23 protein-coding genes are annotated in these 25,107 nt (G+C 67.7%); 14 read left to right on the top strand and 9 right to left on the bottom strand.

Features of this window, described 5'->3' with window-relative positions; all coding sequences use genetic code 11:
- Nucleotides 1-2: 2 nt before the first annotated feature.
- The gene (locus tag ACVCMI_RS10395; protein WP_447098873.1) at nucleotides 3-1,091 is read right to left on the bottom strand and encodes a 1-acyl-sn-glycerol-3-phosphate acyltransferase; all 1,089 of its coding nucleotides are present in this window, start codon (nucleotides 1,089-1,091) and stop codon (nucleotides 3-5) included.
- A gap of 10 nt (nucleotides 1,092-1,101) precedes the next feature.
- Entirely contained in the window at nucleotides 1,102-1,299 is a 198-nt protein-coding gene (locus ACVCMI_RS10390; RefSeq protein ID WP_447098874.1) for a hypothetical protein, read from the bottom strand.
- A 188-nt stretch (nucleotides 1,300-1,487) separates the two neighbouring features.
- Here ACVCMI_RS10390 and asnB point away from each other — a divergent pair, with 188 nt between their 5' ends.
- From asnB to ACVCMI_RS10340, 10 genes are all read left to right on the top strand, one after another.
- Nucleotides 1,488-3,155: an asparagine synthase B gene (gene asnB, locus ACVCMI_RS10385; RefSeq protein WP_447098875.1), complete on the top strand. Its 1,668-nt coding sequence runs from the start codon at nucleotides 1,488-1,490 to the stop codon at nucleotides 3,153-3,155.
- A 147-nt stretch (nucleotides 3,156-3,302) separates the two neighbouring features.
- Nucleotides 3,303-4,428 (top strand): peptide chain release factor 2 gene (gene prfB, locus ACVCMI_RS10380; RefSeq protein ID WP_447098876.1). Its coding sequence is split into 2 segments (ribosomal slippage): nucleotides 3,303-3,377 and nucleotides 3,379-4,428, totalling 1,125 coding nucleotides; the frame shifts between segments, so codons are not numbered across the junction.
- Nucleotides 4,429-4,470: 42 nt separating this feature from the next.
- Complete coding sequence (locus ACVCMI_RS10375) at nucleotides 4,471-4,797, top strand: hypothetical protein (protein WP_395118524.1); 327 nt, start codon at nucleotides 4,471-4,473, stop codon at nucleotides 4,795-4,797.
- 61 nt (nucleotides 4,798-4,858) lie between these two features.
- Nucleotides 4,859-6,373 carry a lysine--tRNA ligase gene (gene lysS, locus ACVCMI_RS10370; protein WP_447098877.1) on the top strand — a complete coding sequence of 505 codons (1,515 nt, stop codon included), beginning with the start codon at nucleotides 4,859-4,861 and terminating at the stop codon, nucleotides 6,371-6,373.
- Nucleotides 6,370-6,864 (top strand): PaaI family thioesterase, encoded by a 495-nt coding sequence (locus tag ACVCMI_RS10365; protein ID WP_395118520.1) that lies wholly within the window; start codon nucleotides 6,370-6,372, stop codon nucleotides 6,862-6,864. Before lysS ends, ACVCMI_RS10365 begins: the two co-directional genes overlap by 4 nt.
- A gap of 37 nt (nucleotides 6,865-6,901) precedes the next feature.
- Nucleotides 6,902-7,204, top strand: coding sequence for a YciI family protein (locus ACVCMI_RS10360; protein ID WP_395118518.1), 303 nt, complete (start codon nucleotides 6,902-6,904; stop codon nucleotides 7,202-7,204).
- Between the two features lie 8 nt (nucleotides 7,205-7,212).
- Nucleotides 7,213-7,458: a BolA family protein gene (locus ACVCMI_RS10355; protein ID WP_447098878.1), complete on the top strand. Its 246-nt coding sequence runs from the start codon at nucleotides 7,213-7,215 to the stop codon at nucleotides 7,456-7,458.
- Nucleotides 7,459-7,592: 134 nt separating this feature from the next.
- Nucleotides 7,593-11,102, top strand: a complete 3,510-nt coding sequence (gene smc, locus ACVCMI_RS10350) for a chromosome segregation protein SMC (protein ID WP_447098879.1) — start codon at nucleotides 7,593-7,595, stop codon at nucleotides 11,100-11,102.
- 10 nt (nucleotides 11,103-11,112) lie between these two features.
- A complete protein-coding gene (gene zipA / locus ACVCMI_RS10345; RefSeq protein ID WP_447098880.1) occupies nucleotides 11,113-12,063 on the top strand; it encodes a cell division protein ZipA in 951 nt (316 codons plus the stop codon).
- A gap of 23 nt (nucleotides 12,064-12,086) precedes the next feature.
- Entirely contained in the window at nucleotides 12,087-12,554 is a 468-nt protein-coding gene (locus ACVCMI_RS10340; protein ID WP_395118510.1) for a hypothetical protein, read from the top strand.
- A gap of 188 nt (nucleotides 12,555-12,742) precedes the next feature.
- Here ACVCMI_RS10340 and ACVCMI_RS10335 read toward each other — a convergent pair whose 3' ends face one another.
- Complete coding sequence (locus tag ACVCMI_RS10335) at nucleotides 12,743-12,904, bottom strand: DUF3309 family protein (RefSeq protein WP_395118508.1); 162 nt, start codon at nucleotides 12,902-12,904, stop codon at nucleotides 12,743-12,745.
- A gap of 303 nt (nucleotides 12,905-13,207) precedes the next feature.
- Between ACVCMI_RS10335 and ACVCMI_RS10330 the strand changes: the two genes are divergently transcribed.
- Nucleotides 13,208-13,756, top strand: coding sequence for a type 1 glutamine amidotransferase domain-containing protein (locus tag ACVCMI_RS10330; RefSeq protein ID WP_447098881.1), 549 nt, complete (start codon nucleotides 13,208-13,210; stop codon nucleotides 13,754-13,756).
- 151 nt (nucleotides 13,757-13,907) lie between these two features.
- Here ACVCMI_RS10330 and ligD read toward each other — a convergent pair whose 3' ends face one another.
- The gene (ligD, locus tag ACVCMI_RS10325; protein ID WP_447098882.1) at nucleotides 13,908-16,454 is read right to left on the bottom strand and encodes a DNA ligase D; all 2,547 of its coding nucleotides are present in this window, start codon (nucleotides 16,452-16,454) and stop codon (nucleotides 13,908-13,910) included.
- 6 nt (nucleotides 16,455-16,460) lie between these two features.
- Nucleotides 16,461-16,757, bottom strand: a complete 297-nt coding sequence (locus ACVCMI_RS10320) for a hypothetical protein (RefSeq protein WP_447098883.1) — start codon at nucleotides 16,755-16,757, stop codon at nucleotides 16,461-16,463.
- 154 nt (nucleotides 16,758-16,911) lie between these two features.
- Between ACVCMI_RS10320 and ku the strand changes: the two genes are divergently transcribed.
- Nucleotides 16,912-17,844 carry a non-homologous end joining protein Ku gene (gene ku / locus ACVCMI_RS10315; RefSeq protein ID WP_447098884.1) on the top strand — a complete coding sequence of 311 codons (933 nt, stop codon included), beginning with the start codon at nucleotides 16,912-16,914 and terminating at the stop codon, nucleotides 17,842-17,844.
- 271 nt (nucleotides 17,845-18,115) lie between these two features.
- Here the strand turns inward: ku and ACVCMI_RS10310 are convergent, their stop codons facing one another.
- Together ACVCMI_RS10310 and ACVCMI_RS10305 are read right to left on the bottom strand one after the other, a co-directional pair.
- Nucleotides 18,116-18,484 (bottom strand): response regulator, encoded by a 369-nt coding sequence (locus tag ACVCMI_RS10310; protein WP_395118500.1) that lies wholly within the window; start codon nucleotides 18,482-18,484, stop codon nucleotides 18,116-18,118.
- A 90-nt stretch (nucleotides 18,485-18,574) separates the two neighbouring features.
- Nucleotides 18,575-19,729, bottom strand: coding sequence for a mechanosensitive ion channel family protein (locus ACVCMI_RS10305; protein WP_447098885.1), 1,155 nt, complete (start codon nucleotides 19,727-19,729; stop codon nucleotides 18,575-18,577).
- 271 nt (nucleotides 19,730-20,000) lie between these two features.
- On the opposite strand from ACVCMI_RS10305, the gene ACVCMI_RS10300 reads away from it, so the two are divergent.
- Nucleotides 20,001-20,204, top strand: coding sequence for a hypothetical protein (locus tag ACVCMI_RS10300; protein ID WP_447098886.1), 204 nt, complete (start codon nucleotides 20,001-20,003; stop codon nucleotides 20,202-20,204).
- Nucleotides 20,205-20,590: 386 nt separating this feature from the next.
- Here ACVCMI_RS10300 and ACVCMI_RS10295 read toward each other — a convergent pair whose 3' ends face one another.
- Nucleotides 20,591-21,550, bottom strand: coding sequence for a cation diffusion facilitator family transporter (locus tag ACVCMI_RS10295; protein ID WP_447098887.1), 960 nt, complete (start codon nucleotides 21,548-21,550; stop codon nucleotides 20,591-20,593).
- Between the two features lie 288 nt (nucleotides 21,551-21,838).
- On the opposite strand from ACVCMI_RS10295, the gene ACVCMI_RS10290 reads away from it, so the two are divergent.
- Nucleotides 21,839-24,637 (top strand): PAS domain S-box protein, encoded by a 2,799-nt coding sequence (locus ACVCMI_RS10290; RefSeq protein WP_447098888.1) that lies wholly within the window; start codon nucleotides 21,839-21,841, stop codon nucleotides 24,635-24,637.
- A 14-nt stretch (nucleotides 24,638-24,651) separates the two neighbouring features.
- Here the strand turns inward: ACVCMI_RS10290 and ACVCMI_RS10285 are convergent, their stop codons facing one another.
- Nucleotides 24,652-25,026, bottom strand: coding sequence for a response regulator (locus ACVCMI_RS10285; protein WP_447098889.1), 375 nt, complete (start codon nucleotides 25,024-25,026; stop codon nucleotides 24,652-24,654).
- Nucleotides 25,027-25,107 lie beyond the last annotated feature (81 nt).

Raw genomic sequence — 25,107 nt, 5'->3', positions numbered from 1 at the left:
GTTCACGGATTCCCCCGATGCATTACGCGCGGCCAGCGCCACCAGCCGAGTGCGGCCAGCGGCCACAGCACCAGCAGCGGCCATGGCCAGAACCAGGTCATCAACAGCAGACAGGGCAGCCAGACCATCGCCACCAGCAGCCCGCCCACGATGCGGAAAAAGCTCACCGTATTGCGTGCATCCGCCTTGCCACCGGCGACCCGGCCGGCCAGCAGCACCGGCGCCGCCAGCAGCATGAACGCCGCCACCACGAGCCAGTCCAATGGCCATGGACGAGCGCGTGGTGGTGGCGGCGGTGGCGCCTGTGGGCGTTGCTGTGCGCCGATGAACGCCAGCGCGTAGGACTCGCCCGCCGCGGCCCGCACCGTCGCCCAGGCTTCCGTCGTCGCAAAGACCTCCGGGGTCGGACAGTTCACCGAGACCGCGTCGAGCGCGGTCGCGATCGCCTGATGGATGCGTCGTTCCCAGTCGCGATCGGATTCATCGGCATCGCGTGCGGGCAAGTTCACCGGCACTCCGACCAGCGCCTCGACGCGCGAACGGAAGCGGTCCGGCGCCTGGTAGTGCAAACCCAGCGGCAGCACCTCCAGCGACAATCCCTCGTCCAGCAAGGTGCGCGCGATGCGCGCTGCGCCGCGCTGGTAAGGCAGCGGCTGCCAGCCCCATTCGCTGCTGCCTTCGGGAAAGATCACCAGGTCGCCGCCCGCACGCAGTTGGGCGCAGCCGGCGTCGACGGGATGAGCGAACGCGGCGCGCCGCTTGGCGTAGCGCTCGCGATCCTTGTCGCGCACCACCGCGATGCCGTCGAACATCCAGCGCAGCAGCGGATGCCGCAGCAACTGGATCGAGACCAGCCCTTGCGCGCCGGGAAACACCCGCAGCACGGTGTAGCCGTCGATCGCCCCGTTGCGATGACTGCTGACGATCAGCCGACCGCCGCGTCGCGGCACGGGTTGCCGATGGGCACCGAAGATGCGGATGCGGCCGAAATAGAAACCGCGCAGCAACCAGGCCAGCAGCGGAATCCACCAGCGCAATGGCCGCCCTCCCGCGGGCATCGGTGCCGGGTCGGTGCGGGAGCGGGCAGACATCCGTGTTGCGTCATGGCTCATTGGCGGCAATGTAGCGGCAAGCGGCGGCTGGCGTCACTGCTGTGCCAGCACTTGCCAAGCGTCGGATGATCTGTTCAAGTTGATCCATGCATTCCTTCGCCACCAGCGGCTTGAACTCCACTGCGCCTTCCGCGCGCAGCTTCGTGCTGGCCGGCAATACCAATAATCGCGCGAACAACAACGCCAACCGTTGGCGGGCCCTCGCGTAGCTGCAAGTTTCATCGAATACGCGAAAGAGGTCCGCCCAGTGCGGGCCTCTTTCGTTTTGTGGTGTTTGATTTTTGCGCGGGTCCGCCCACGCAGGGCAAACCCGGTCTCCATGGCCGATTTTTCAGAAGAGCGGTATCCACAGACAGCAACGAGGAAACTTCCACCATGTGCTCGATATTCGGAATGTTCGACCTGCAGCCGGGCGACGACCTGACCGCGTTGCGCCGGCAGGCGCTGGAGTTGTCGCAGCGCCAGCGCCATCGCGGGCCGGACTGGAGCGGGGTGTTCGTCGACGCCGGGGTGATCCTGGTGCACGAGCGGCTGGCCATCGTCGACCCGGCCAGCGGCGCGCAGCCGCTGCGTTCGCGCGACGGCGCGCTGGCGCTGGCGGTGAACGGCGAGATCTACAACCACCGCGAATTGCGTGCGGCCAGCAGCTACGAATTCACCACCGCTTCGGACTGCGAGGTGATCAACGCGCTGTATCGCGAGCACGGCAGCGACTTCGTGGGCAGGCTCAACGGCATCTTCGCGTTCGCGTTGTGGGACGGCGAGGCGCAGCGCTACCTGATCGCGCGCGACCCGATCGGCGTCTGCCCGCTGTACTGGGGCCACGACGCGCAAGGCCGCCTGTGCGTGGCCTCGGAGATGAAGGCGCTGGTCGGCGTGTGTGCCGACGTGGCGCCGTTCCCGCCGGGTCATGTCTACGACAGCGCCAGCGGCGAACTGCGCAGCTACTACGCCAGGCCATGGCGCGACTATGCCGCCACGCGCGGCCATGACGTGGCTGCTCCGGCCTTGCGCAAGGCGTTTGAGCAGGCCGTGCATCGCCAGCTGATGACCGACGTGCCGTATGGGGTGCTGCTTTCCGGTGGGCTGGATTCGTCGCTGGTCGCCGCCTGCGCCGCGCAGTTCGCGCGCGAGCGGGTCGAGGACGACGACCGCAGCGAGGCCTGGTGGCCGCGCCTGCATTCGTTCGCGATCGGGCTGGACGGCTCGCCCGACCTGGCTGCGGCGCAGGTCGCCGCCGACGCGCTGGGCACCGTGCATCACGGCTTCATCTACACCTTCTGGGAAGGCCTTGACGCGCTGCCCGAAGTGATTCGCCATATCGAGACCTACGACGTCACCACCATCCGCGCCGCCACGCCGATGTACCTGCTGGCGCGGCGGATCAAGGCGATGGGCGTGAAGATGGTGCTGTCCGGCGAGGGTTCGGACGAGATCTTCGGCGGCTATCTGTACTTCCACAAGGCGCCCTCGGCCGAGGCGTTCCATGAGGAAACCGTGCGCAAGCTCGACGCGCTGCACAGCTACGACTGCCTGCGCGCGAACAAGGCGATGATGGCGTGGGGCGTGGAGGCGCGCGTGCCGTTCCTCGACCTGGAGTTCATCGACGTGGCGATGGGCCTGGATGCGAAGCACAAGATGGCAGGGCAGGGGCGCATCGAGAAGGCGGTACTGCGCGAAGCGTTCGACGGCGCGCTGCCGGATTCGATCCTGTGGCGACAGAAGGAGCAGTTCAGCGATGGCGTCGGCTATGGCTGGATCGACGGCTTGAAAGCGCACGCGGAGCAGGCGGTCAGCGACCGCGAGTTCGCCGCGGCCGCGGCGCGCTACCCGTTCAACACGCCGGCGACCAAGGAGGCGTATTTCTACCGACGCATCTTCGAGCAGCACTTTCCCGGCGAGGCCTGCGCCGCGACCGTGCCCGGCGGCAAGTCGATTGCCTGCTCCTCGCCCGCAGCGCTGGCGTGGGATCCGGCGTTCGCGAACGCGGCCGATCCGTCGGGGCGTGCCGTCAGAGGCGTACATGCCCAGGCGCTCGCCTGAATGCGGCCGGCTGCTTAGGGCGGGCACCGCCCGCCGGTTTCCGTCGCCATGGATCAAAGGTCGGCGGGCAGTGCCCGCCCTGCAAGGGGCGCCGGCTGCAAACGGGTCTGTTATTCTTGCGTGCTCGCCTCCCACCAAGATTTCACGATGATCGAGACCAATCCCATCCATGCGCAGATCGACGACCTCCGCGGTCGCGTCGAAGCGCTTAGGGGGTATCTTTGACTACGCCACCAAGCGCGAGCGCCTGGAAGAAGTAACCCGCGAACTGGAGAGCCCCACCGTGTGGGACGACCCGGCCAACGCGCAGGAACTGGGTCGCGAACGCGCCCGATTGCACACCATCGTCCACGGCATCGACACGCTGACTGCCGGCCTGGACGACGCCGGCGACCTGCTGGAGATGGCCGTCGCCGACGGCGATGACGACGCCGCGCAGTCGGTGATCGACGACCTGGACAAGCTGGAGTCGCAGGTCGGCAAGCTGGAGTTCCAGCGCATGTTCTCCGGCAAGATGGACGCGATGAACGCGTTCGTCGACATCCAGGCCGGCGCCGGCGGCACCGAGGCGCAGGACTGGGCCGAAATGCTGCTGCGCATGTACCTGCGCTGGTGCGAGCACCGTGGCTGGAAAGCCGAGCTGATGGAAGTCAGCGGCGGCGACGTGGCCGGCATCAAGTCCGCCACGTTCCGCGTCGAGGGCGACTATGCCTACGGCTGGCTGAAGACCGAGATCGGCGTGCACCGGCTGGTGCGCAAGAGCCCGTTCGATTCGGACAACCGCCGGCACACCAGTTTCACCTCGGTATTCGTTTCGCCGGAAGTGGACGACAGCATCGAGATCGACATCAACCCGGCCGACCTGAAGACCGACGTATACCGTTCGTCGGGTGCCGGCGGCCAGCACGTCAACAAGACCGAGTCGGCGGTGCGCATCACCCACGTGCCCACCAACACGGTCGTGGCCTGCCAGACCGAGCGCAGCCAGCACGCCAACCGCGACCGCGCGATGAAGATGCTGGCCGCCAAGCTGTACGAACTGGAAGTGCAGAAGCGCAATGCCGAGAGGGACGCGCTGGAAGCGACCAAGTCCGACATCGGCTGGGGCAGCCAGATCCGCAACTACGTGCTCGACCAGAGCCGCATCAAGGATCTGCGCACCGGCATCGAGCGTTCGGACACCCAGAAGGTGCTCGACGGCGACCTCGACGAGTTCATCGAGGCAAGCCTGAAATCCGGCCTCGAAGCCGGCGCCAAGCGCATCGATGCCTGACGCCCGATTCCCTTCGACCCGCCCATTGACGAGGTGACGCGCATGAACAGCAAGAAGATCGGCATTTTCCTGATCGCCTTGGTCGCGCTGATGGCGTTCGGCGCGGCAGCGCAGTCGTCGCAGGGCAGCGCCGGACAGGGCATCAAGCAGGACGCGAAGGCGGTCGGCCACGGCGTCGCCGACGGCGCCCGCGATGTCGGTCACGCGACCAGGCATGTGGCCAGGAAGATCGGGCACGGCGCGAAAGAGGCCGGCACCGGCATCGGCCATGGCGCGAAGAAGGCAGGCGTCGCCATCGGCCACGGCGCGCGCGAGGGCTGGGATGCCACCAAACGCGGCGTCAAGCAGATTTTCGACAAGGGCAATTGAGCGCCGCCCCATCCACGAGACATCCACTGTCCAGCGCGCGCTGGCAGCCACGGAACCATCCATGAGCGAAGTCACCGACACCCTTCCCGACGAGAACAAGTTGATCGCCGAGCGCCGCGAAAAACTCAAGGCGCTGCGCGGGCAGGGCATCGCGTTTCCGAACGACTTCAAGGTCGACAGCTTCGCCGGCGACCTGCAAACCGAGTTCGCCGACAAGGACGTGCACACGGCCGAAGCCGTCGAAGCGGCCGCGCGCCGGGTGAAGATGGCCGGGCGCATCGTACTCAAGCGCGTGCAGGGCAAGGTCAGCTTCGTGCAGTTGCAGGATTTCAGCGGACGCATCCAGCTGTTCATCCATGCCGGCACGGTTGGCGAGGTCTACGAGGCGTTCAAGGGCTGGGACATGGGCGACATCGTGGGTGCCGAAGGCACGCTGATGCGCACGAAGACCGGCGAGCTTTCGGTGCGCGTGGATCACCTGCGCCTGCTGACCAAGAGCCTGCGCCCGCTGCCCGACAAGCATCACGGCATGGCCGACGTGGAGCAGCGCTATCGCCAGCGCTACGTGGACCTGATCGTCACCGAGGAAGCGCGCCGCACCTTCATGCTGCGCTCAAGGATCATCGGCACCATGCGTCAATGGCTGGAAGCGCCGTCGCGCCGCTTCATGGAAGTCGAGACGCCGATGATGCACGTGATCCCCGGCGGCGCCACGGCCAAACCGTTCGTCACCCACCACAACGCGCTGGATCTGGATCTGTACCTGCGCGTGGCACCGGAGCTGTACCTGAAGCGCCTGGTGGTCGGCGGCTTCGACCGCGTCTACGAGATCAACCGCAACTTCCGCAACGAAGGGGTGTCGACCCGACACAACCCCGAGTTCACCATGCTGGAGCTGTACCAGGCCTACGCCACCTACCACGAGATCATGGACCTCACCGAGAGCGTGATCCGCGACACCGCGCAGGCCGTGCTGGGCACGACGCGGCTGCACTGGGACGGCGCCGACATCGACGTGGGTCCGGCGTTCCGCCGCTGGCGTATGGAAGACGCGGTGCTGGAGCACAACCCCGAGATCCGGCGCGAGGAGCTGCGCGACCGCGAAGCGATGGCCGCGCACGCCAGGCGGCTCGGCATACAGATCAAGGACGGTTATGGCTGGGGCAAGCTGCTGCTGGAGATCTTCGAAAAGACGGTGGAGCACACCTTGATCCAGCCGACCTTCATCACCCAGCATCCGGTGGAGGTGTCACCGCTGGCGCGGGAGAACGATACCGACAAGGGCATCACCGACCGCTTCGAGCTGTTCGTGGGCGGCAAGGAAATCGCCAATGGCTTCTCCGAGTTGAACGACCCGGAAGACCAGGCCGCACGCTTCCAGGCCCAAGTCGACGCCAAGGACGCCGGCGACGACGAGGCCATGCACTTCGACGCCGACTACATCCGCGCGCTGGAAGTGGGCCTGCCGCCCACCGGCGGCCTCGGCATCGGCATCGACCGCCTGGTGATGCTGCTGACCGGCGCGTCCTCGATCCGCGACGTGCTGCTGTTCCCCTACATGCGACCGGAAGCATGAGCGCCGACGTGCCCGCGCTGCAGGACCTGGCCGCGCCCGACGGCGTCTGCTACGGCTGCGGCAGCGCCCATCCTCACGGCTTGCACATCAAGAGCCACTGGCACGAGGACGGCGTGCACGTGGTCAGCACGCACCTGCCGGGAGCGGATTTCCACGGCTGGCCGGGGCTGGTCTACGGCGGGCTGATCGCGATGCTGGTGGACTGCCATTCCAACTGGACCGCGATGGCATACCACTACCGTGCCGAGCAGCGCGCGCCGGACAGCAAGCCGCGCATCGACTGCGTCACCGGCAGCCTCGGCATCAAGTTCCTCAAGCCCACCCCGATGGACGTGCCGCTGACGCTGAAGGCGCGCGTCGAGGGCGAAGTCGGGCGCAAGACCCGCGTGCTGTGCGAGGTCCACGCGGGCGAAGTGCTCACCGCGCTGGGCGATTCGATTTTCGTGCGTGTCGACACCGCGCAGCTGGCCGCAGCCGCGCGCCACGCATGAGCCAGACTCGCGACCCATCCCACCAGGAGGCTTGATCATGTGGTTTGCCATCATCGGAACGGACGTTGCCGACTCGCTGGAGAAGCGCAAGGGAGCGCGGCCCGCGCACATCGCACGGCTGCAGGCGCTGCTGGATGAGGGCCGCCTGTTCGTGGCCGGCGCGTTCCCGGCGATCGAGTCCGAAGATCCGGGCCCGGCCGGCTTCAGCGGCAGCCTGATCCTGGCCGAGTTTCCGTCGCTGGCTGATGCCCGCGCCTGGGCCGATGCCGACCCCTACGTGGCGGCCGGCGTCTACGCCGAGGTGCAGATCAAGCCATTCCGCAAGGCCCTGCCGGCGTGAGCGAGGCGATGATCGAGCAGATCCGCCAGCGCCTGACCCAGGCCCTGGCGCCGACCGAGCTGGAAATCGTCGACGAAGGCCACCTGCACGCCGGGCATGCGGGTGAGGGCAAGGGCCATTTCCGCGTGCGCATCGCCAGCCCCGCCTTCACCGGGCTGTTGCCGATCCGCCGGCACCGAATGGTCTACGCGGCGCTGCAGGGGTTGATGGACAACGGGATCCATGCCGTTTCCATAGATGCCGTCGAGAAATAATATCTATCAATGAGTTGTATCGTATTCTTTACACTAAATCTCACGCGGACACGCATTGCAGCAGGCCCCCGCGTTTGGCACAGTGCCCTGTCATCCGGCTGCACCGGCCGTAGCACCCTACCGTTGAACACTGCATGCGCCTGAGCACGATCAAACTCGCCGGTTTCAAGTCCTTCGTGGACCCGACCACCCTGCACCTGCCGAGCAACATGATCGGCGTGGTCGGCCCCAACGGCTGCGGCAAATCCAACATCATCGACGCGATCCGCTGGGTGATGGGCGAAAGCGCGGCCAGCCGCCTGCGCGGCGACTCGCTGACCGACGTGATCTTCTCCGGCTCCAACACGCGCAAGCCGGTGGGGCAGGCCACGGTCGAACTGATCTTCGACAACGCCGACGGCTCGGTGCAGGGCGAGTACGGCCAGTACGCCGAGATCTCGGTGAAGCGCCAGGTCACCCGCGACGGGCAATCCTCGTACTACCTCAACGGCGCGCGCTGCCGCCGGCGCGACATCACCGACCTGTTCCTCGGCACCGGCTTGGGCCCGCGCAGCTACTCGATCATCGAGCAGGGCATGATCAGCCAGATCATCGAGGCGCACCCGGACGAACTGCGCACGCACCTGGAGGAAGCCGCCGGTATCTCCAAGTACAAGGAGCGCCGCAAGGAGACCGAAAGCCGCATCAAGGCCACCCGCGAAAACCTCGACCGCGTGCGCGACGTGCGCGACGAAGTCGACAAGCAGCTCGAACACCTGAACCGCCAGGCCCGCGCCGCCGAGCGCTGGAAAGCCTTGAAGGAAGAGCAGACACGCAAGGAAGCCGAGCTGCGCGCGCTCGAATACCGCGGCCTCAAGAGCCAGCACGACAGCGAAGGCGCCGGCTTGTCCGCCGCCGAGATCGAGATCGAGAAGCAGCTGGCCGGCCAGCGCGAGATCGAGGCGCAGATCGAGGTCATGCGCGAACGCCACACCGACGCCAGCGAGCACCTGAACGCGGTCCAGGCCGAGGTCTACAAGGTCGGCGCCGAGATCGCCCGTGTCGAGCAGCAAGTGCGCCACAACAAGGAGAGCGCCGAACGCCTGCAGCGCGCCCACGCCGACAGCGAGCGCGAGCACGCGGAACTGGCCGCACACATCGCCACCGACCGCGAGCAGGTCGAAGCCCTGCGCATGGCGCTGGCCGAAGGCGAACCGAAACTCGAAGCCCTGCAGCAGCTGCAGGACGACACCGCCGAAGCCCAGCGCAGCACCGAGGCCAGGCTGGCCGACTGGCAACAGCGCTGGGACAGCCACACCCGCAATGCCGGCGAATCCAACCGCGCCGCCGAAGTGGAACGCACCAAGCTCAATTACCTCGACCGCCAGGGCATCGACCTGGCGCGCCGCCGCGAAGCACTGGAAACCGAGCAGAAAGCTACCGACGTGGCCGCACTGGCCGCCGCCGGCGAGCAACTGCACAGCGAACACGACGCCCAGCGCGAGCGCGTGGAAACCCTGGGCAGCCTGCTCGACCAGTACAAGTCCAACCATGAAAAAGTGCAGGAAGAAGAGCGCCAGGTGCAGTCGGCGCTGAACGAGGCCCGCCAGCAACTGCAGGCCGCCCGTGGCCGGCACGCCTCGCTCGAAGCGCTGCAGCATGCCGCGCTCGGCCAGGAAGAAAACGCTGCCAGCAGCTGGCTGGCTCGTCTCGGGTTGAACACGTCACGCCGCCTCGGTGAGTCGCTGCAGGTCGAAAACGGCTGGGAGACCGCCGTGGAAACGGCGCTGAGCGGATTTCTGGACGCGGTGCTGGTGGATGGCTCGCATGCGTTGGCGGCGGAGTTCGATGCGCTCGACAACGCCGACATCGCCTTGCTCGACAACGCCGAGGGCGGCGTCGGCGCCGCTGGCACGCTGGCCGCCCACGTACGCGGCCCGGCGGCGGCGATGGCCATACTGGGCCACGTGTTGACCGCCGAATCGCTGGCCGACGCCCACCGGCAGGTGGCCTCGCTGTCCGCACTGGCACCGTATCAATCCGTGATGACGCGCGGCGGCGAATGGCTCGGCCCGGGCTGGGCGCGCGTGCGCCGGGCGCAAGGCAGCCAGGTCGGCGTGCTGGCGCGCGAGCGCGAGCTGCGCACGCTGGCCGAACAGATCGCCATGCTGGAAGCGCAGCTGGAAGAAGCCAGCGAACGGCTCGACAACCTGCGCACCAGCAAATTCGAAACCGAACGCGCGCGCGACGACGCCCAGCGCGAGCTGTACAACGCGCACCGTCGCCAGTCCGAACTGGCCGGCCAATTGCAAAGCCACCGCGGCAAGCTGGAGACCGCCCGCGCCCGTGCCGAAAAGGTCAGCGGCGAGCTGGCCGACCTGTCCACGCAGATCGACGAATTGCAGAACCAGACCCGTGAGGCGCGCGCGCGGCTGGACGAATCGGTCGGCCTGATGGGCGACCTGGAAGACCAGCGCCGCGAACTGGAAAACGAACGCCGCAGCCTGCTCGAGGCGCGCGAGGAAGCCCGCATGAATGCGCGCGAGGCGGCCGATCAATCGCACTCGCTGGCGCTCTCGCTGGAGTCCAAGCGCTCGTCGCTGAGCTCGCTGGAACAGGCGCTAGGTCGCATGGATGCCCAGCTGCGCCAGATCGAGGCGCGCCGCAACGAGATCGCCGAACAGCTCGCTGCCGGCTCCGACCCGATCGCCGAACTCGAAGCCGAGCGCCAGGCGTATCTGGACCAGCGCCTGCTGGTCGACAAGCAATTGGTGGAAGCGCGCCGCGCACTGGAAGACTGCGACCTCGAATTCCGCAAGCTCGAACAGCAGCGCCACCTGGCCGAGCAGGGCCTGTCGGCATTGCGCGAGGGCCTGTCCGAGAAGCGTCTCGCCGCCCAGGCGCTGCAGCTGCGCGCCGAACAACTGGCCGAAGCGATCACCGCTTCCGGCCTCGAACTGGAAACCCTGCTGGCCGAACTGGCCGACGACATCGACGCCAGCCAGTGGCGGTCACAGCTCGCCGACATCGGCCAGAAAATCGCGCGGATCGAGCCGGTCAACCTGGCTGCGATCCAGGAACACGCCGAACAGAGCGAGCGCAAGACCTACCTGGACAACCAGCTGGCCGACCTGGTCAGCGCGATGGAAACGCTGGAAGGCGCGATCAAGAAGATCGACCGCGAAACCCGCCACCGCTTCAAGGAAACCTTCGACAAGGTCAACGCCGGCGTGCAGGAACTGTTCCCGCGCCTGTTCGGTGGCGGCCATGCCTATCTGGAACTCACCGGCGACGACCTGCTCAACACCGGCGTGACGATCATGGCGCGCCCGCCGGGCAAGCGCCCGTCCAACATCTCGCTGTTGTCCGGCGGCGAGAAGGCGCTGACCGCGGTGTCGCTGGTGTTCGCCATCTTCGGCCTCAACCCCGCGCCGTTCTGCCTGCTCGACGAAGTCGACGCGCCGCTGGACGAGGCCAACGTCGGCCGCTTCTCCAGCCTGGTAAGCGAGATGAGCGAACACGTGCAGTTCATCTTCATCAGCCACAACAAGGCCACCATGGAAGCCGCCACCCAGCTGTGCGGCGTGACCATGCGCGAGCCCGGCGTGTCGCGGCTGGTGCAGGTCGACCTGGCCGAAGCGGCTAAACTGGCGGGAGCTGCCTGAGGAACCGATGATGACCGTGCAACCTTTGCTTGCCTTTGCGTGGAACGCCGCCGTCGGCATTCCGATGCTGATCGTGGGGCTGGTCGTGCTGGCACTGATCTGGCTGTTCGGCCAGCCGCGGAAAGAGCAGGGCAAGCGCAGGGCAGCGGGCGATACGCACACGCACGGACACGCGCGGCGCGAGCCCACCATGGGCGGCTCCAGCCTGGCCGACGACCCGGCCTTCAGCCTGGGCGACACCTCGGCGACGCCGCAGCAAGGCGAGCTCGACGTCGGCCTGCGCGAGGAACTGGAGCGCCTGGGCGCCACGCTTTCCGGCGAACGCCATGCGGCCAAGCCGGCCGAGCGCCTGACCGAACGCCTGGCCGGCCACGCCGCCTCGATCGTGGATACCTTGCGCGCGCCCGCCGAACCCGTCGCCGAAGCGCCCGCCGCCGCACCGGCACCGGCACCGGCGCCGCCTGTCACCAAGCCGGTGCCGCGCTCGGAGCTGGGTCGGCGCCCGGCCGACACGCCGGTGGAACGCATCGTCACCTTGTTCGTGGTGGCGCGCGATGGCGCGCGTTTCAACGGACCGGACCTGGTCGTCGCCACCGAAAAGGCCGGGCTGGAATTCGGCGACATGGGCATCTATCACCGCCTGGTGGACGGCAAGCGCGAGCTGGGCCCCATCTTCAGCGTCGCCAACATGCTCAAGCCGGGCAATTTCGACCTGGCCCGGCTGGATGCGCTGCAGACCTCCGGCGTCAGTTTCTTCATGACCTTGCCCGGGCCGGTCCCCGCGCTCGACGCCTGGGACGCCATGCTGCCCACCGCGCAGCGACTGGCCGAGCTGCTCGACGGCCAGGTACTGGATGAGGAGCGCAATGCGCTCGGCCGGCAGGGTATCGCGCACATCCGCGACCAGCTGCGCGGCTGGGACCGTGACCACGAGGGTGAAGAAATCATCTTCGGTCGCTGAATCGCCGCGCGGGAGCGGGAGCCATGACGATTGCCTTGCGCTGGAAAATCGCCGCCGCTGTCGCCGCCCTCGTCGTGGCGATCCTGGGCTGGAACGGGGTGTCGCGCTGGCTTGCCGCCCGCCATGCCGACGAGCTGATCCAGGAAACCGAGCGCGCCGCCGCGCTACAGGCCGAACAAGCCCGTGCCAGTGCGCGCCAGCGCCACGACGAACTGGAGCGCGACCTGCGCCAGCGTCGCGAGGAGCTGGCCAGCAATTACCGCCAGGTCGCCGACCAGGCGCGCGAATACCAGGCCCGCCGCGCCGTGCAGCTGCAGCGCCAGCAGCAGGAGGCGCAGCGCGTCACCGCCAGTTACCTGCTGGACGCCAACCAGCAATGTGCCAACGGCATCGTGATCAACCGCCGCGGCTCCAGCTTCACCCAGGCTCGCGGCCGCGACGGCGGGCCGATCCGTTGCCAGGGCGACAGGGCCGCCGAACCGCTGCGCTGATGCCGGCTCACCGCTCGTTGCCCGGGGCTGCGGATACTCGATTCTCCGGCAGCGTCTTCCCCGGGCAAATCCCGAGTCCCGATGCGGTCTGCGTGGCACGGCGCCCCGGCAGGCAATCCTGGCACTTTGCCGCCGCGCGCACGGGTTACACCGATTTGGCCAGGACGATCACGGTGTCGGCGGGGCGCTCAGTGAAAAACGCCAAGCAACCACAGCACCAGCACGATCAGCAGGATGATGCCGATGCCGCCGGTCGGACGATAACCCCAGGAGCGGCTGTAGCCCCAGGTCGGCAACGCACCGATCAGCAGGATGACGAGAACGATGAGCACCAGCAGTGAAATCGACATGTTCGTATTCCTTTGTGCACGAGGAGTTGCGGAGATCGCGGACAGCATCGCGACGCCTGCACCTTCGCAGCGTCCCGGTGCAAGGGCCGTCAACGATGCGTCGCGGCGGAAGGGCTGAACATGACCCCGTTTTCGCGCGGATGACGATGGGGTGAACGACGGTTTGCTTCGTCATGCCGCGGGCTCTCTCGCGGCGGGGTGGCGGGCGTAGCTCGCACTTGAGTCACGCCGCGCTCACGACAACCGCACGCTGCCTGCATGTGGCAGCGGCGATGCTGCGGCTTTCCGATCCTGGAGTGCCCCATGTCCTTCAACCTCACCGGCCGCCGCATCGCCATCCTCGCCACCGACGGCTTCGAACAGTCCGAACTGACCGAACCCAAACGCCTGCTGGAACAGGCCGGCGCGCAGACCGACGTGATCGCCCCCGGCCACGCCGGGGAGATCAAGGGCTGGAGCGATGGCAACTGGGGCAGGGCCGTGCCGGTGGACGTGCCCCTGGACGAGGCCAAGGTCGAGCATTACGACGCGCTGGTCCTGCCTGGCGGCGTGATGAACCCGGACAAGCTGCGGCGGGTGCCCGCGGTGATCACGCTGGTCAAGGCGTTCGACGACGCAGGCAAGCCGGTGGCGGCGATCTGCCACGCTCCGTGGACGCTGATCGAAGCCGGCCTGGTCAAGAATCGCCAGGTCACCTCGTGGCCGTCGCTGCGCACCGATCTGGAGAACGCCGGCGCGCACTGGCAGGACAGCGAGGTGGTGCGTGACGGCCAGCTGATCACCAGCCGCCGCCCGGGCGACATCCCCGCCTTTGCCGACGCGATCATCGACGCGCTTGGCGCTACCGCGTAACGCCGTCGACGTCGACCTGGTCCAACGCCGACGCAGGGCGGGCACGGCCCGCCCTGCATGGTTCCGTCGCGAATCCGTGGGAGCGCACTCCGTGCGCGATGCCTTTTGCATCATGCGACGAAGAGCATCGCGCGAAAGGCGCGGGCGATCCTCAGCCGAGTTTTTCCATCACGTCGTCGAGGTTCTGGCTCAGCTCGCCGATGCCGGCCCACGGGTCGCTGCGCAGCCGCGCGAGGCGCTGGGGCGCGGAATGGATGTCGAAATCGTGGCCGCTTTTCAGCTTGCCCAGTTCTGTCCAGCGCAACGGCATCGCCACCGGCGCGCCGGGTCGTGCGCGCAACGAGTAGGACGCCACACTGGTGGCGCCGCGGCTGTTGCGCAGGTAGTCCACATAGATCAGGCCGCCGCGGCGTGCCTTGCTGGCGGTGGCGATGAACTCCAGCGGATGGGCCTGCGCCAGGGAGCTGGCAAACGCCTGGGCGAAACCCTTCACCTGCGGCCACGGGCAGCCCGGATTCAACGGCAGCACCACGTGCAGGCCCTTGCCGCCGGTGGTACGCAAAAATGATTCCAGCCCCATCTGCGACAGCAGCTTGCGCACCAGCCGCGCTGCCGCCACCACGCGGTCCCAGGCCACGTCCTCGCCGGGGTCGAGGTCGAACACCACGCGGTCGGCCAGGTCCGGCTGCCTGACGGTCGCGCCCCAGGGGTGGAACTCCAGCACGCCGAACTGAACCAGCTCGATCACCGAGCTGGCATCGCGCGGATAGATGTAGCTGGCCTGCCCGCCGGATTCCTCCTTGAGCCTGGCGCTGCCTACGTGCTTGAGGCCGGCGATCATGTGCTTCTGGAAGAAGCAGGCCTTCCCGGTACCTTCCGGGCAACGGATGACCGAGGTGGGACGGTCCACCACGCCAGGCAGGAACCAGTCCATCACGCGGGTGTAGTAGTCGGCCACTTCCTGCTTGGTGATGCCGTCCTCGGGATACACCACGCGGTCGGGATGGGTGATGGTGATGTCGGCGGCGGACATCCCGCCGCCGCGCCGTCGCCGGTTGCTGGCGGAGCGCGTGGATGGGGCGCGATCGCTGTCGCGCAGGTCTGCGGCGGACTTGTCGGTACGCATGGTCTTCAGGCTCGGTTGGCGCAGCAGGTTCTTGTTGCCGATGCCGCGGTAGTACACCTCGGCCACGGCCTTCGGTTCGACCCAGTGTGCACCGCGCAGCAGCGGATCGATCGCGGCAAGTTTCACCGTCGGTTTCTTGCTGCCCTTGTCGGTGATGGTCCTGCTCAATTGCCGCAACTGTTCGTCGGAGAAGCCGGTGCCGACGCGTCCGACATAGATCCAGCCGTTCGACACCTCCGGATCGGGTCGGGCCAGCAGCAGCGAACCGAAACCGCTGCGACTGCCCTTGGGCGGCGTGTAGCCGACCACCGCGAACTCGTCGCTTTCCAGCCGCTTGATCTTCAGCCAGTCGTCGCCGCGTCCTGCTCGGTACATCGAATCGACGCGCTTGGAGATGATGCCTTCCAGCTGCTGCTCGGTCGCCGTGCGGAACGCGCCTTCACCGTCGCCGACCGCATGGCTGCTGAAGGCGAGGTGTTTCGGCGCGTGGGCCAGCAGCCGTTGCAGCAGCGCCTTGCGTTGCAGCAGTGGTACCCGGGTCAGGTCGCTGCCTTCGAGGTAGGGCAGGTCGAACAGCATGTAGACCAGCGGCAATTGTGCTTCGCCGGACAGGGTGGCCTGCAGGCCGTTGAAATCGCTGTGTCCGCGGGCATCGAGCGCGATCAGCTCGCCATCGAGCCGGGCCGAATGCAATCCCAGCGATTCGAGCGCCTGCACGATCTCTGGCAGCCGCTCGTTCCAGGCCAGCGCGTTGCGCGACCACAGCTTCACCTCGCCGTCGGCGATCGCGGCGAGGATGCGGTAGCCGTCCCACTTCACCTCATGCAGCCACTGCTCGCCTGGCGGCGGCGACTCGCGCAGGCGTGCCAGTTCCGGTTTGAAGAACTCGGTGCCGGGTGGCGCCGGGCGCGCCCCGTCCAGCGCGGCGGCTGCCTTGGCGAGGCGCAAGCGCGGCACTTTTTTCCCCTTCGGCACGGCTTTCTTGCGTGCGGTGGACTTCTTTGCCGCCGCCCTGGTCGCCGGTGTTGTCGCGGCCGCGCGGGTGCTGCGGATCATCTTCGCGTCGAGCAGGTCGTCCGCTTCCACGTCGCCGGCGAACGCGTCCTTGGCCTTGATCAGGAACCACGCCGGCTGGCGTTCCTTGCGGCCGCTGCGCACCAGGTGCCAGCCGCCCTTGAGCCGCTTGCCGAACAGCTCGAAGCGCAGGTGACCCTTTTGCAACTGCGCTTCGGCGTCGCCTTCGGTGGTCCACACGCCGATGTCGAACTGGTCGACGTGGCCCTTGCCGTAGCCGTGTTCGATGTCGCCCTCGAAGCCGGCATAGGACACCGGATGATCCTCCACCTCGACCGCCAGGCGTTTCACCTGCGGGTCGTAGCTGGGTCCTTTCGGCACCGCCCAGCTCTTCAGTACGTCGCCCAGTTGCAGGCGGAAATCGAAGTGCCGGCGGCTGGCATGATGCAGTTGCATCACGAAGATCGCGCGACTGCCCCGGCGTCCCGCCGCGTTGTCGGCCGGTTCGCGCGTTTTCGAGAAATCGCGCTTGCGTTGATAGTCGCGCAGGTTGCCCATGATCGCTCAGCCGGTCGGGCCGCTCGTCACCGGCAGCACCGCGCCGGAAAGGCAGCTGGCGCACGACGGCGCCGCGAGGAAGACATGGGACGGCGCCAATTGCTCCGGCTGCACCGGGCGGCCCATCGCGCTGGATGCGCCGAACTCGCCGACCTTCTGCGCCGACTGGTCCGCCGAATTCGGCGAGGTCCACACCGGACCGCTGGCAGGCTTGCGTCGTTCGGCCTGTCCGGTGGCAGCCCGGATCGGACGCCGGCGTTTGACGGCGGTTCGGGCAGCCTTGCTGCGTTCGGCGACAGGCATCGGATGGCTCCGCGGTGGCGACGCGACGCACCGTAGTGCGCCCGGCGTGCGCCGCAGGTGAAGCGTGTGCGTGATTCGCACGGCACGTTTGACAGCCCCTGCACGCACAAACCGGAATAGTCTGTCGACCTGTTCGCTGCCGGAGTCTGAAGCCATGGCACGACCCATCTGGAGCGGAACCCTGTCGTTCGGCCTGCTCAACGTGCCGGTGTCGCTGATGACCGGCGAGCGCAGCGTGGACCTGCATTTCCGCATGCTGGACAGCCGCAGCAACACGCCGGTCCGGTACGAGCGCGTGAACGCCGAGACCGGGGAGGAGGTGCCTTGGAAGGAGATCGTCAAGGCGTTCGAATACGCCAAGGGCAACTACGTCGTGCTGGAGCCGGAGGACATCAAGTCGGCCGCCGCCGAGGGGCGCGAGGCGGTCGACGTGAAAGCCTTCGTCGAGGCCGACTCGATCGGCCCGGAATACTTCGAGAAGCCGTACTACCTGTTGCCGGGCAAGAAGGCGGAGAAGGGTTACGTGCTGCTGCGCGAGGTGCTCAAGCGCACCGGCCGCATCGGCATCGCGCGGGTGGTGATCCGCACGCGCGAATACCTCTCCGCAGTGGTGCCGCGGGGGGATGCGCTGATGCTGATGCTGATGCGCTACCCACAGGAGCTGGTCGACGCGGAGGATTACAAGATTCCCGCAGGGACAGCGTCGGATTACCGCATCTCGGCCAAGGAGCTGCAGATGGCCGAGCAGCTGATCGAGTCGATGAGCGACGAGTGGAATCCGGCCGAGTACCGCGACGAGTTCCGTGATCGCCTGCGCAAGGTGATCGAGAAGCGGATGAAGTCGAAAGGCGTGGTGACCACCGAACCGGAAGACGAGGAGACGATGCCGGAGAACGCCACCACCAACGTGGTCGACTTCATGTCGCTGCTGCAGCAGAGCCTGGCCAGCAACAAGCGCACGCCGGCGAAGAAGTCGGCGGCGGGCGGGAAAGGGGACAAGCGAACCACCACGACCACGGCCAGGAAGAAGTCCGCGACGAGAAAAGCGTCAGCGAAAAAGCGCGCCTCCCGCCACAAGGCAAGCTGAACTACCCCGGTTCAAAACCATGCCGAAGCCAGCGTGCAGGTGCTGGCACTGCCACGAGCACGCCAGGTGGGAGCAACCGGGGCTGTCGGCGGCGACCATTCACTTGCTCCGCTCGGCGTGCGTGCCGATACCGGGCGCTGCCGCCGTGCGCGGGTCGCTTCCGATGGGACAGGCGCAATCTCCCGGGCCACGGGCGAGCTCCCGGCAGACCGCGCGGTGCGGCAAGCGGGCGTGACACTGTCGTGCCGCAGCGATGAGGCGGCAGCATCGTTCAGACGCCACACACGCGCGCCATGGCCACCACCGACAGCAGGGCCTGCCGGCCGTACGGCTTGGGCAGGAACAGCACCTTCATGTCGCGGGCGGCGATGGATGCTTCCTCGTGCGCGGAGGTGAGCACGATCGGGGTGCGCGAGCCGCTGTCCCGCAGGCTGCGAATCAGCGAGATGCCGGTCTGGCCGCGGCCCAGATACATGTCCGTCACGATCACGCCGAAATCCTGCCGTGCTTCCGACTCCGCCACGCCGCTGGCGATGTCGTGCGCCACGATCACCGTGTAGCCTGCGTGCTGCAGCAGCAGTGCGGTGATCTCGCGGGTATCGGGGTCGTCTTCCACCAGCAGCACCCGTTTGGGAAACATGCGCGTGACTCCCGTCGTCGGCGTCGTCGTGACCTTGGCATCGGCCTGGTCCGCACGCCGTGAAAGACGTCGCAGAACGTCGGCTGCCGTTCAGCTGGCGCGACGCTCGGGGCCGCCGTCTTCGGCCGACGGCGCGCGCTGCGGTGCCGGCGCCGGCGGCATCGGCGCGGCGGATTCTTGGCCACGATCCAGCTCGCCGCGCCAGCGTGGCAGCGCGTGCGGGTAGTGCGCCTGAACGAAGGCGATCAGTCCCTCGCGCACCTGGCAACGCAGGTCGAAGTTGCGGCCCGAATCGGTGGAGCTCACCAGCATGCGCAGTTGCATCGTCTGCTCGGTGGCGTCGGTGACCTGCAGCACGCATACGCGACGATCCCACTGCTCCGAGGCCTCGCACAGGCGCTTGAACTCCTCGCGCAGCGGCGCCAGTGGCGTGCGGAAATCCAGCATCAGGAACACCGTGCCGATCAGCTGCGAACTGCGGCGCGTCCAGTTCTGGAATGGATGCTCGATGAACCAGTTGAGCGGCACCACCAGCCGGCGTTCGTCCCAGATGCGCACCACCACGTAACTTCCGGCGATCTCCTCGATGCGGCCCCATTCGCCTTCGATGATCACCACGTCGTCGAGACGGATGGGCTGGGTCAGCGCAATCTGCAGGCCGGCGATCAGGTTGCTCAGCACCGGCCGCGCCGCCAGTCCTATCGCCAGCCCGGCCACGCCGGCGGAGGCGAGCAGGCTGGCGCCGAGCTGGCGCACGCCGGGAATGGTGAGCAGGATGATCGCCGTGCCCAGCACGATCACCACCACGTCGGCAGTGCGCGCCAGCACGCGCACCTGGGTGACCACCCGACGAGCCTGCAGGTTGTCCGCGGCATCCATCGGATAGCGCCGCACCGCGGCGCCCTCGAACGCGCCGACGCAACGCACCACCAGCCAGGTGCCGGCAGCCAGCAAACCGATCAGCAACAGATGCTCGACCAGTGCCATCGGTGCCGAGTCCAGTGCGGGGCCATAGCGCAGCACCAGCAAAAGCGAGAGCAGAGGCAGCAGCCACTGCAGCGGCGCGTGGGCGCGCTGCATCAGGTCGGCGATCACCGGGCGATCGCCCGCGAGCCGCCGCAGCACGGCGTGGATCGCGACACGCAGCACCAGCGCCAGCAACAAACCGGCCACCACGGTCACGCCCAGCCGCACCGCGACATGCTGCTGCCACAACTGCCACCACACGGTGAAGATATCGGCCATGCACCCAGCCTGCACGGCGCGGTGTCGACATCGCGTGGGCATGCGGCCGGGCCATGCCCTCGAGCTTCCAGCGATGGCGCCCCGGCGAAGGCCCTTGATGCAGCGCTCGTACCCTTGCGCGCAGGGGAGGGCTGGGGTGGGATCGCTCCTGGCGAGTCAACAGCAAGCGTCACTTCTTCGGCGAAACTTGCTCACGATCGCGTCGCGCGAATCTCACGGGAAATCGGCGCGGAAACGGCGAGGATCGAGCCACGTCCCGAGGAGACCGCTCATGCCATCGCACTCCCTGCCGATCATGCTGTCCAGCGTCCCGCCATCATCCGCCGGCGATCCCGAATACCAGCCGCCCGATCCCGCACCGCCGCCGTTCCCCGATCCCACGGAACCGCAGCCCACGCCGAACGAACCCGAGCTGCCGCCGTCGCAGCCGCCCCCCGGGCGCGACCGGCCGTCGGCGGCAAGGCCGTGCAGGTGAACGCCGCCCCATCCCCGCCACCGGAGCTGCCGACGCGCGAGGGCATCCGTCGCTGGCCGCCGGATGGCTACCTGCGATTGAATGGCGCGGTCGACGTGCGCCGGCGGGCCGCTTGCACCTGCACCGAACGTTGCGGCGAGTGCCACGGCGATTGCGGCTGCGCCGCGTGCGAGCTGGCTGGCTGGTCTGGCAGGACGACCAGGCGCTGTGGGACGAGGCGGGCAATCTGGTCAACGTGGTCGAACTGGGCGCCGCACGGCGCTCACGGCCTCCCGCCGCGGATCAGCTGGGTTCGAGCCGCGCGGTGACCACGGTGGCTTCATCCTCCAGGCCGGCCGCGTGCAGCGCCCGTTCTACCGCCGCTTCGGGCAGCCGCGTGCGGCAGCTCACGAGGTCAGCTGGTCACCCGCCGCCTCGACGTACCGGCGCCGCTCACGCCAGGTTTCGGCTGTCTGCGGTTTGATGAACAGCGACAGCAGTTCGGGATGGATCGTCTTGGCCTGCGCCTCGATGCGGTTGATGCACGCCTCGATCTGCGGCGTGGTCAGTGCATCCTCGAACTCGGCGCTCAGCGTGGCCACCACCTGGTTCGGTCCCATCTGCACGGTCAGCACGCCGTTGGCGGCATGCACGCCGGGGTCCGCGGCAGCGATCGCCAGGATCGAACCGCTCACCCTCGGGTGCGCCGGTTCGCCGATCAGCAGGCCCTTGGTCTCGCGCGCCAGCAGCAGGGCAAACGAGGCCAGCACGCCGGAGATACCGAGCGAGGCGACGCCATCGAGCACAGGCGCGTCGAAGGCCTGCGCGCCCACCACGCCGGCCAGCGCGATCAGCAGGCCCAGCAAGGCCGCGCTGTCTTCCAGCAGGACGGTGAAGGTGCTCGGGTCCTTGCTCAGCCGGAACGCCTCGAAGTAGCCCAGCTTGCCCTTGCGCGCGCGGAACTCGCGCAGCGCCACCAGCCACGAAGTGCCTTCGAACAGGAACGACACGCCAAGCACCGCGTAGTTGATCCACGGCCGCTTGATCGCCTCCGGTTCGCGGATGTGCATCACGCCTTCGTAGAACGACACGCCTGCGCCTGCCGCCAGCACCAGCAGCGCCACGATGAAACTCCAGAAATACAGCTCGCGGCCATAGCCGAACGGATGGCTGCGATCCGGCGGCATGCCGGCGCGATGCAAGCCGTACAACAGCAGCACTTCGTTCACCGTGTCCACCAGCGAGTGCACGCCCTCGCTCAGCATTGCCGAGCTGCCGGACAGCCCGGCCGCCACGAACTTGGCGATCGCGATCATCAGGTTGCCGCCCAGCGCGACGTAGACCACCTTGTGCGAAGCGGAGGCCATGACTCAGCCCGCCATGCCCGATACGCGGTTGCGGTTGCCAGCCAGGCGCGTGGCGAGCGCGGATGCGTGCCGGTGCGTGGTGACGATGGTGCGTTGTTCTGACATTGGCGTGGGCTGTGCGGGCGGTCGGCTTGACTGGCGTGGCTGGCAACGCCCGCGGGGGCGGTGCATAGTGATCGCGCCACAGACTGGGGATGGCGCCGTGAGACGGTCGTGAACCATGCCGTCGCACGCGGGGTTTCTTCCTGACGGGACAGGCTGCTTTCGAATCGGGACGGGATGCGTTGCATGGCAGATTCCACCTCACCACCCCATGCGGCCGGGCACGGCGGCGACAGGAAGGGGATGAGCGACGCGGAGGATTTTTTCGAACATGCCGCGGTGGGCATGCGGCTGGTCGCGGCCGACGGCACGATCCTGCGTGCCAACCAGGCCGAGCTGGACCTGCTGGGCTATCGCCGCGACGAGTATGTGGGCCACAACCTGGCCGATTTCGATGCCGACGACGACAACCTGTGCGCGCTGCTCGCGCGGGTGCGCGCCGGCGAATCGGTGGACAAGCGGCCGGCGCGGCTGATCGGCGGTGACGGCCGGGTGCGCCAGGTGCAGATCAGCTCCAGTGGACGCTTCGAGCGCGGCCAGTTCGTGCACTCGCGCTGCATCACCATCGACGTCAAGGACCAGAACTCGCGCCAGCGCGCCACGGCGGAGCGCGGTCGCCTCTCGCAGCAGTTGCTGCAGGCCTTGCCGATCGCCGTGCATGGCACCGATGCCGGAGGCGCCATCACCTTCTTCAATGAAGCGGCCGTGGAGCTGGCCGGGCGGCGCCCGATGCCGGGCGAGAAATGGTGTCTGTTTGCGCGACTGTTCCAGGCCGATGGCGCGCCGCTGCCGCACGAGCAGTGCGCGATGGCGCGGGCGGTGCGCGAAGCGCGGGCGATTCATGGCGACATCGCCTTGGCACAACGGGCCGATGGCCGGCGGATCGCGTTCGCCGCCTATTCCACGCCGTTGTTCGACGGGGGCGTGCTGACCGGCGCGGTGAACATGCTGGTGGACATCCCCGATCCGCGTGAGGCAGGGCAGGCCAGCAAGGATCTGAACAGCCACCTGAAGCGACGGATGGCCGAGCGCACCCGCGTCGCGGAAGCCGGCATGGCGGGCGTGAGCCGCAGCGAACGGTATTTCCAGCTGCTGGTGTCCAACGTGACCGACTACGCGATCTTCATGCTGGACCCGCGCGGCATCATCACCAACTGGAACACCGGCGCGGAACGCATCAAGGGCTACCGCGCCGAGGAGATCATCGGCCAGCATTTCTCGTGCTTCTATCCGCCGGAAGAACGCAGTCGCGGCACGCCACAGACGGCGCTGGAAACGGCCAGGCGGGAAGGCCATTACGTGGCCGAGGGATGGCGGGTGCGCAAGGACGGCAGCCGCTTCTGGGCCAGCGTGGTGATCGACCCGATATACGACGATGGCGTGCTGGTCGGCTACGCCAAGATCACCCGCGACATCTCGCGGCGCCGGCAGGCCGAGACGGCGCTGGCCGAGAGCGACCAACTGGCACGCGGCATCATCGACTCCGCGCTGGACGGTTTTGCCCAGCTCGATGGCGCCGGCCGCATCGTGCGCTGGAACCCGCAGGCCGAGGCAATGTTCGGCTGGTCGCGCGCGGAGGCCCGCGGCAAGCCGCTGGCGACCCTGGTCGGTCCGCCCGGTCATCCCGAGCGACTGTTGGCCGACCTCGAACCCAGCCCGGCGCGGGGCGCCAGGCGCGGGGCGACACGGCAGAGCGAGATGGTCAACCGCGTGGGCGAAACGATCCCGGTGGAACTGAGCGTCAGCAGCCTGTCCTTGCACGGCGAATCGCGTACCAACGTATTCATCCGCGACCTCAGCGAAAAGATCCGGATCGAAGCGCAACTGCGCCAGGCGCAGAAGATGGAAGCCGTCGGCCAGCTCACCGGCGGCCTGGCCCACGACTTCAACAACCTGCTGCAAGGCATCATCGGTTCACTGGATCTGATCCAGCTGCACGCCAGCTCGGGCGACGCCGCCACGTTGCAGCGTTTCGTCCAGGGCGCGCTCAACTCGGCCAATCGCGCTGCGGCGACGACGCATCGCCTGCTGGCCTTCTCTCGCCGCCAGCCGCTGGACCCGCGTCCGGTGGCGGCCAACCCGTTGATCGCGTCGATGGAAGAACTGCTGCAGCGCACGCTCGGCGAGGCGGTGACGCTGCGCTTCGAGCTGGCGGACGACTTGTGGTTGACCCTGTGCGATCCGAACCAGCTGGAAAGCGCCTTGCTGAACCTGACCATCAACGCGCGCGACGCGATGCCCGACGGCGGCGACCTGCTGATCCGTTCGAGCAACCTGGACGCGGGCTCGATCGAGAGCGGCAACTGGCTGGAGGCGGACAGCGGGCAATACATCTGCATCGAGGTCGTCGACAACGGCACCGGCATGGCCCCGGAGGTGCTGGAGCATGCCTTCGAGCCGTTCTTCACCACCAAGCCGACCGGGCGGGGCACCGGCCTGGGCCTGTCGATGGTCTATGGTTTCGCACGGCAGTCGAACGGCTATTGCGACATCCGCAGCGCGGCGGGAGAGGGCACCTCGATCAAGCTCTATCTGCCGCGCCATGTCGAGCTGGCGCGCCCAGGGCACGATCAGGCCGAGGCCACCCCGCGCCCGTCGAACGGCGAAGTGGTGCTGGTGGTGGAAGACGAACAGGTGGTGCGCCAGGTGGTGGTAGAGGTACTGCACCAGCTGGGCTACGCGGTGCTGGAGGCGCCGGACGCCGATGCCGCCCTGGCCGCGTTGGAATCGCACGGCCACTTGCACATGCTGATCTCCGACATCAGCCTGCCGGGCATGAGCGGCCGCTCGCTGGCCGACACGCTGCGCGCGCGCCAGCCCGAACTGAAAGTACTGCTGATGACGGGCTATGCCGCCGACGCGGCCTCAAGCAAGGGTTTCGCCGCCGGCATGGAGCTGATCACCAAGCCGTTCACGGTGAGCGCGCTGACCGAGCGGTTGCAGCGGATGCTGGGCGATGTCGCGGACGGCGACGACGCGAACTGAGCCGGTCGGGTTGCTCAACCGCCCGCCGAAGCGGGCGGCGAAGCCAGCAGCTCGCGCACGATCTGCTGCAGCGTATCCACCGACACCGGCTTGTTCACCATGCGAACCCGCGGAAACTCCTGCGCCAACCCGCTGAGGTCGCCACCGGACATCACTGCAAACGGGACGTTGCGCTTCTGCAAGGCGGCCATCACCGGCCACGCATTCTCGCCGCGCAAGCCCACGTCGATCATCGCCGCATCGAGCCGGGTGGCCTCGACGTCGTTGAGCGCGTCGACCAGATTGAGGTCGACCAGCACCTCCAGGCCCATCGCCCGCAGCGTGTCTTCCATCACCATGGCCACCACGGGGTCGTCTTCGACCACCAGCACGCGCTTGCAGTCTTCCATTTCCGCTTCCATTTCCGTGACCCTGGCGCCCGTCAAAGTCGCATTGTAGGCCGCCGACGGCGGTTTGGGATCGCCGTCCGG

Source organism: Rhodanobacter sp. UC4448_H15 (assembly GCF_052978265.1).
The sequence above is the reverse complement of the archived record's forward strand: the minus strand, read 5'-3'. Positions and strand labels throughout refer to the sequence as shown.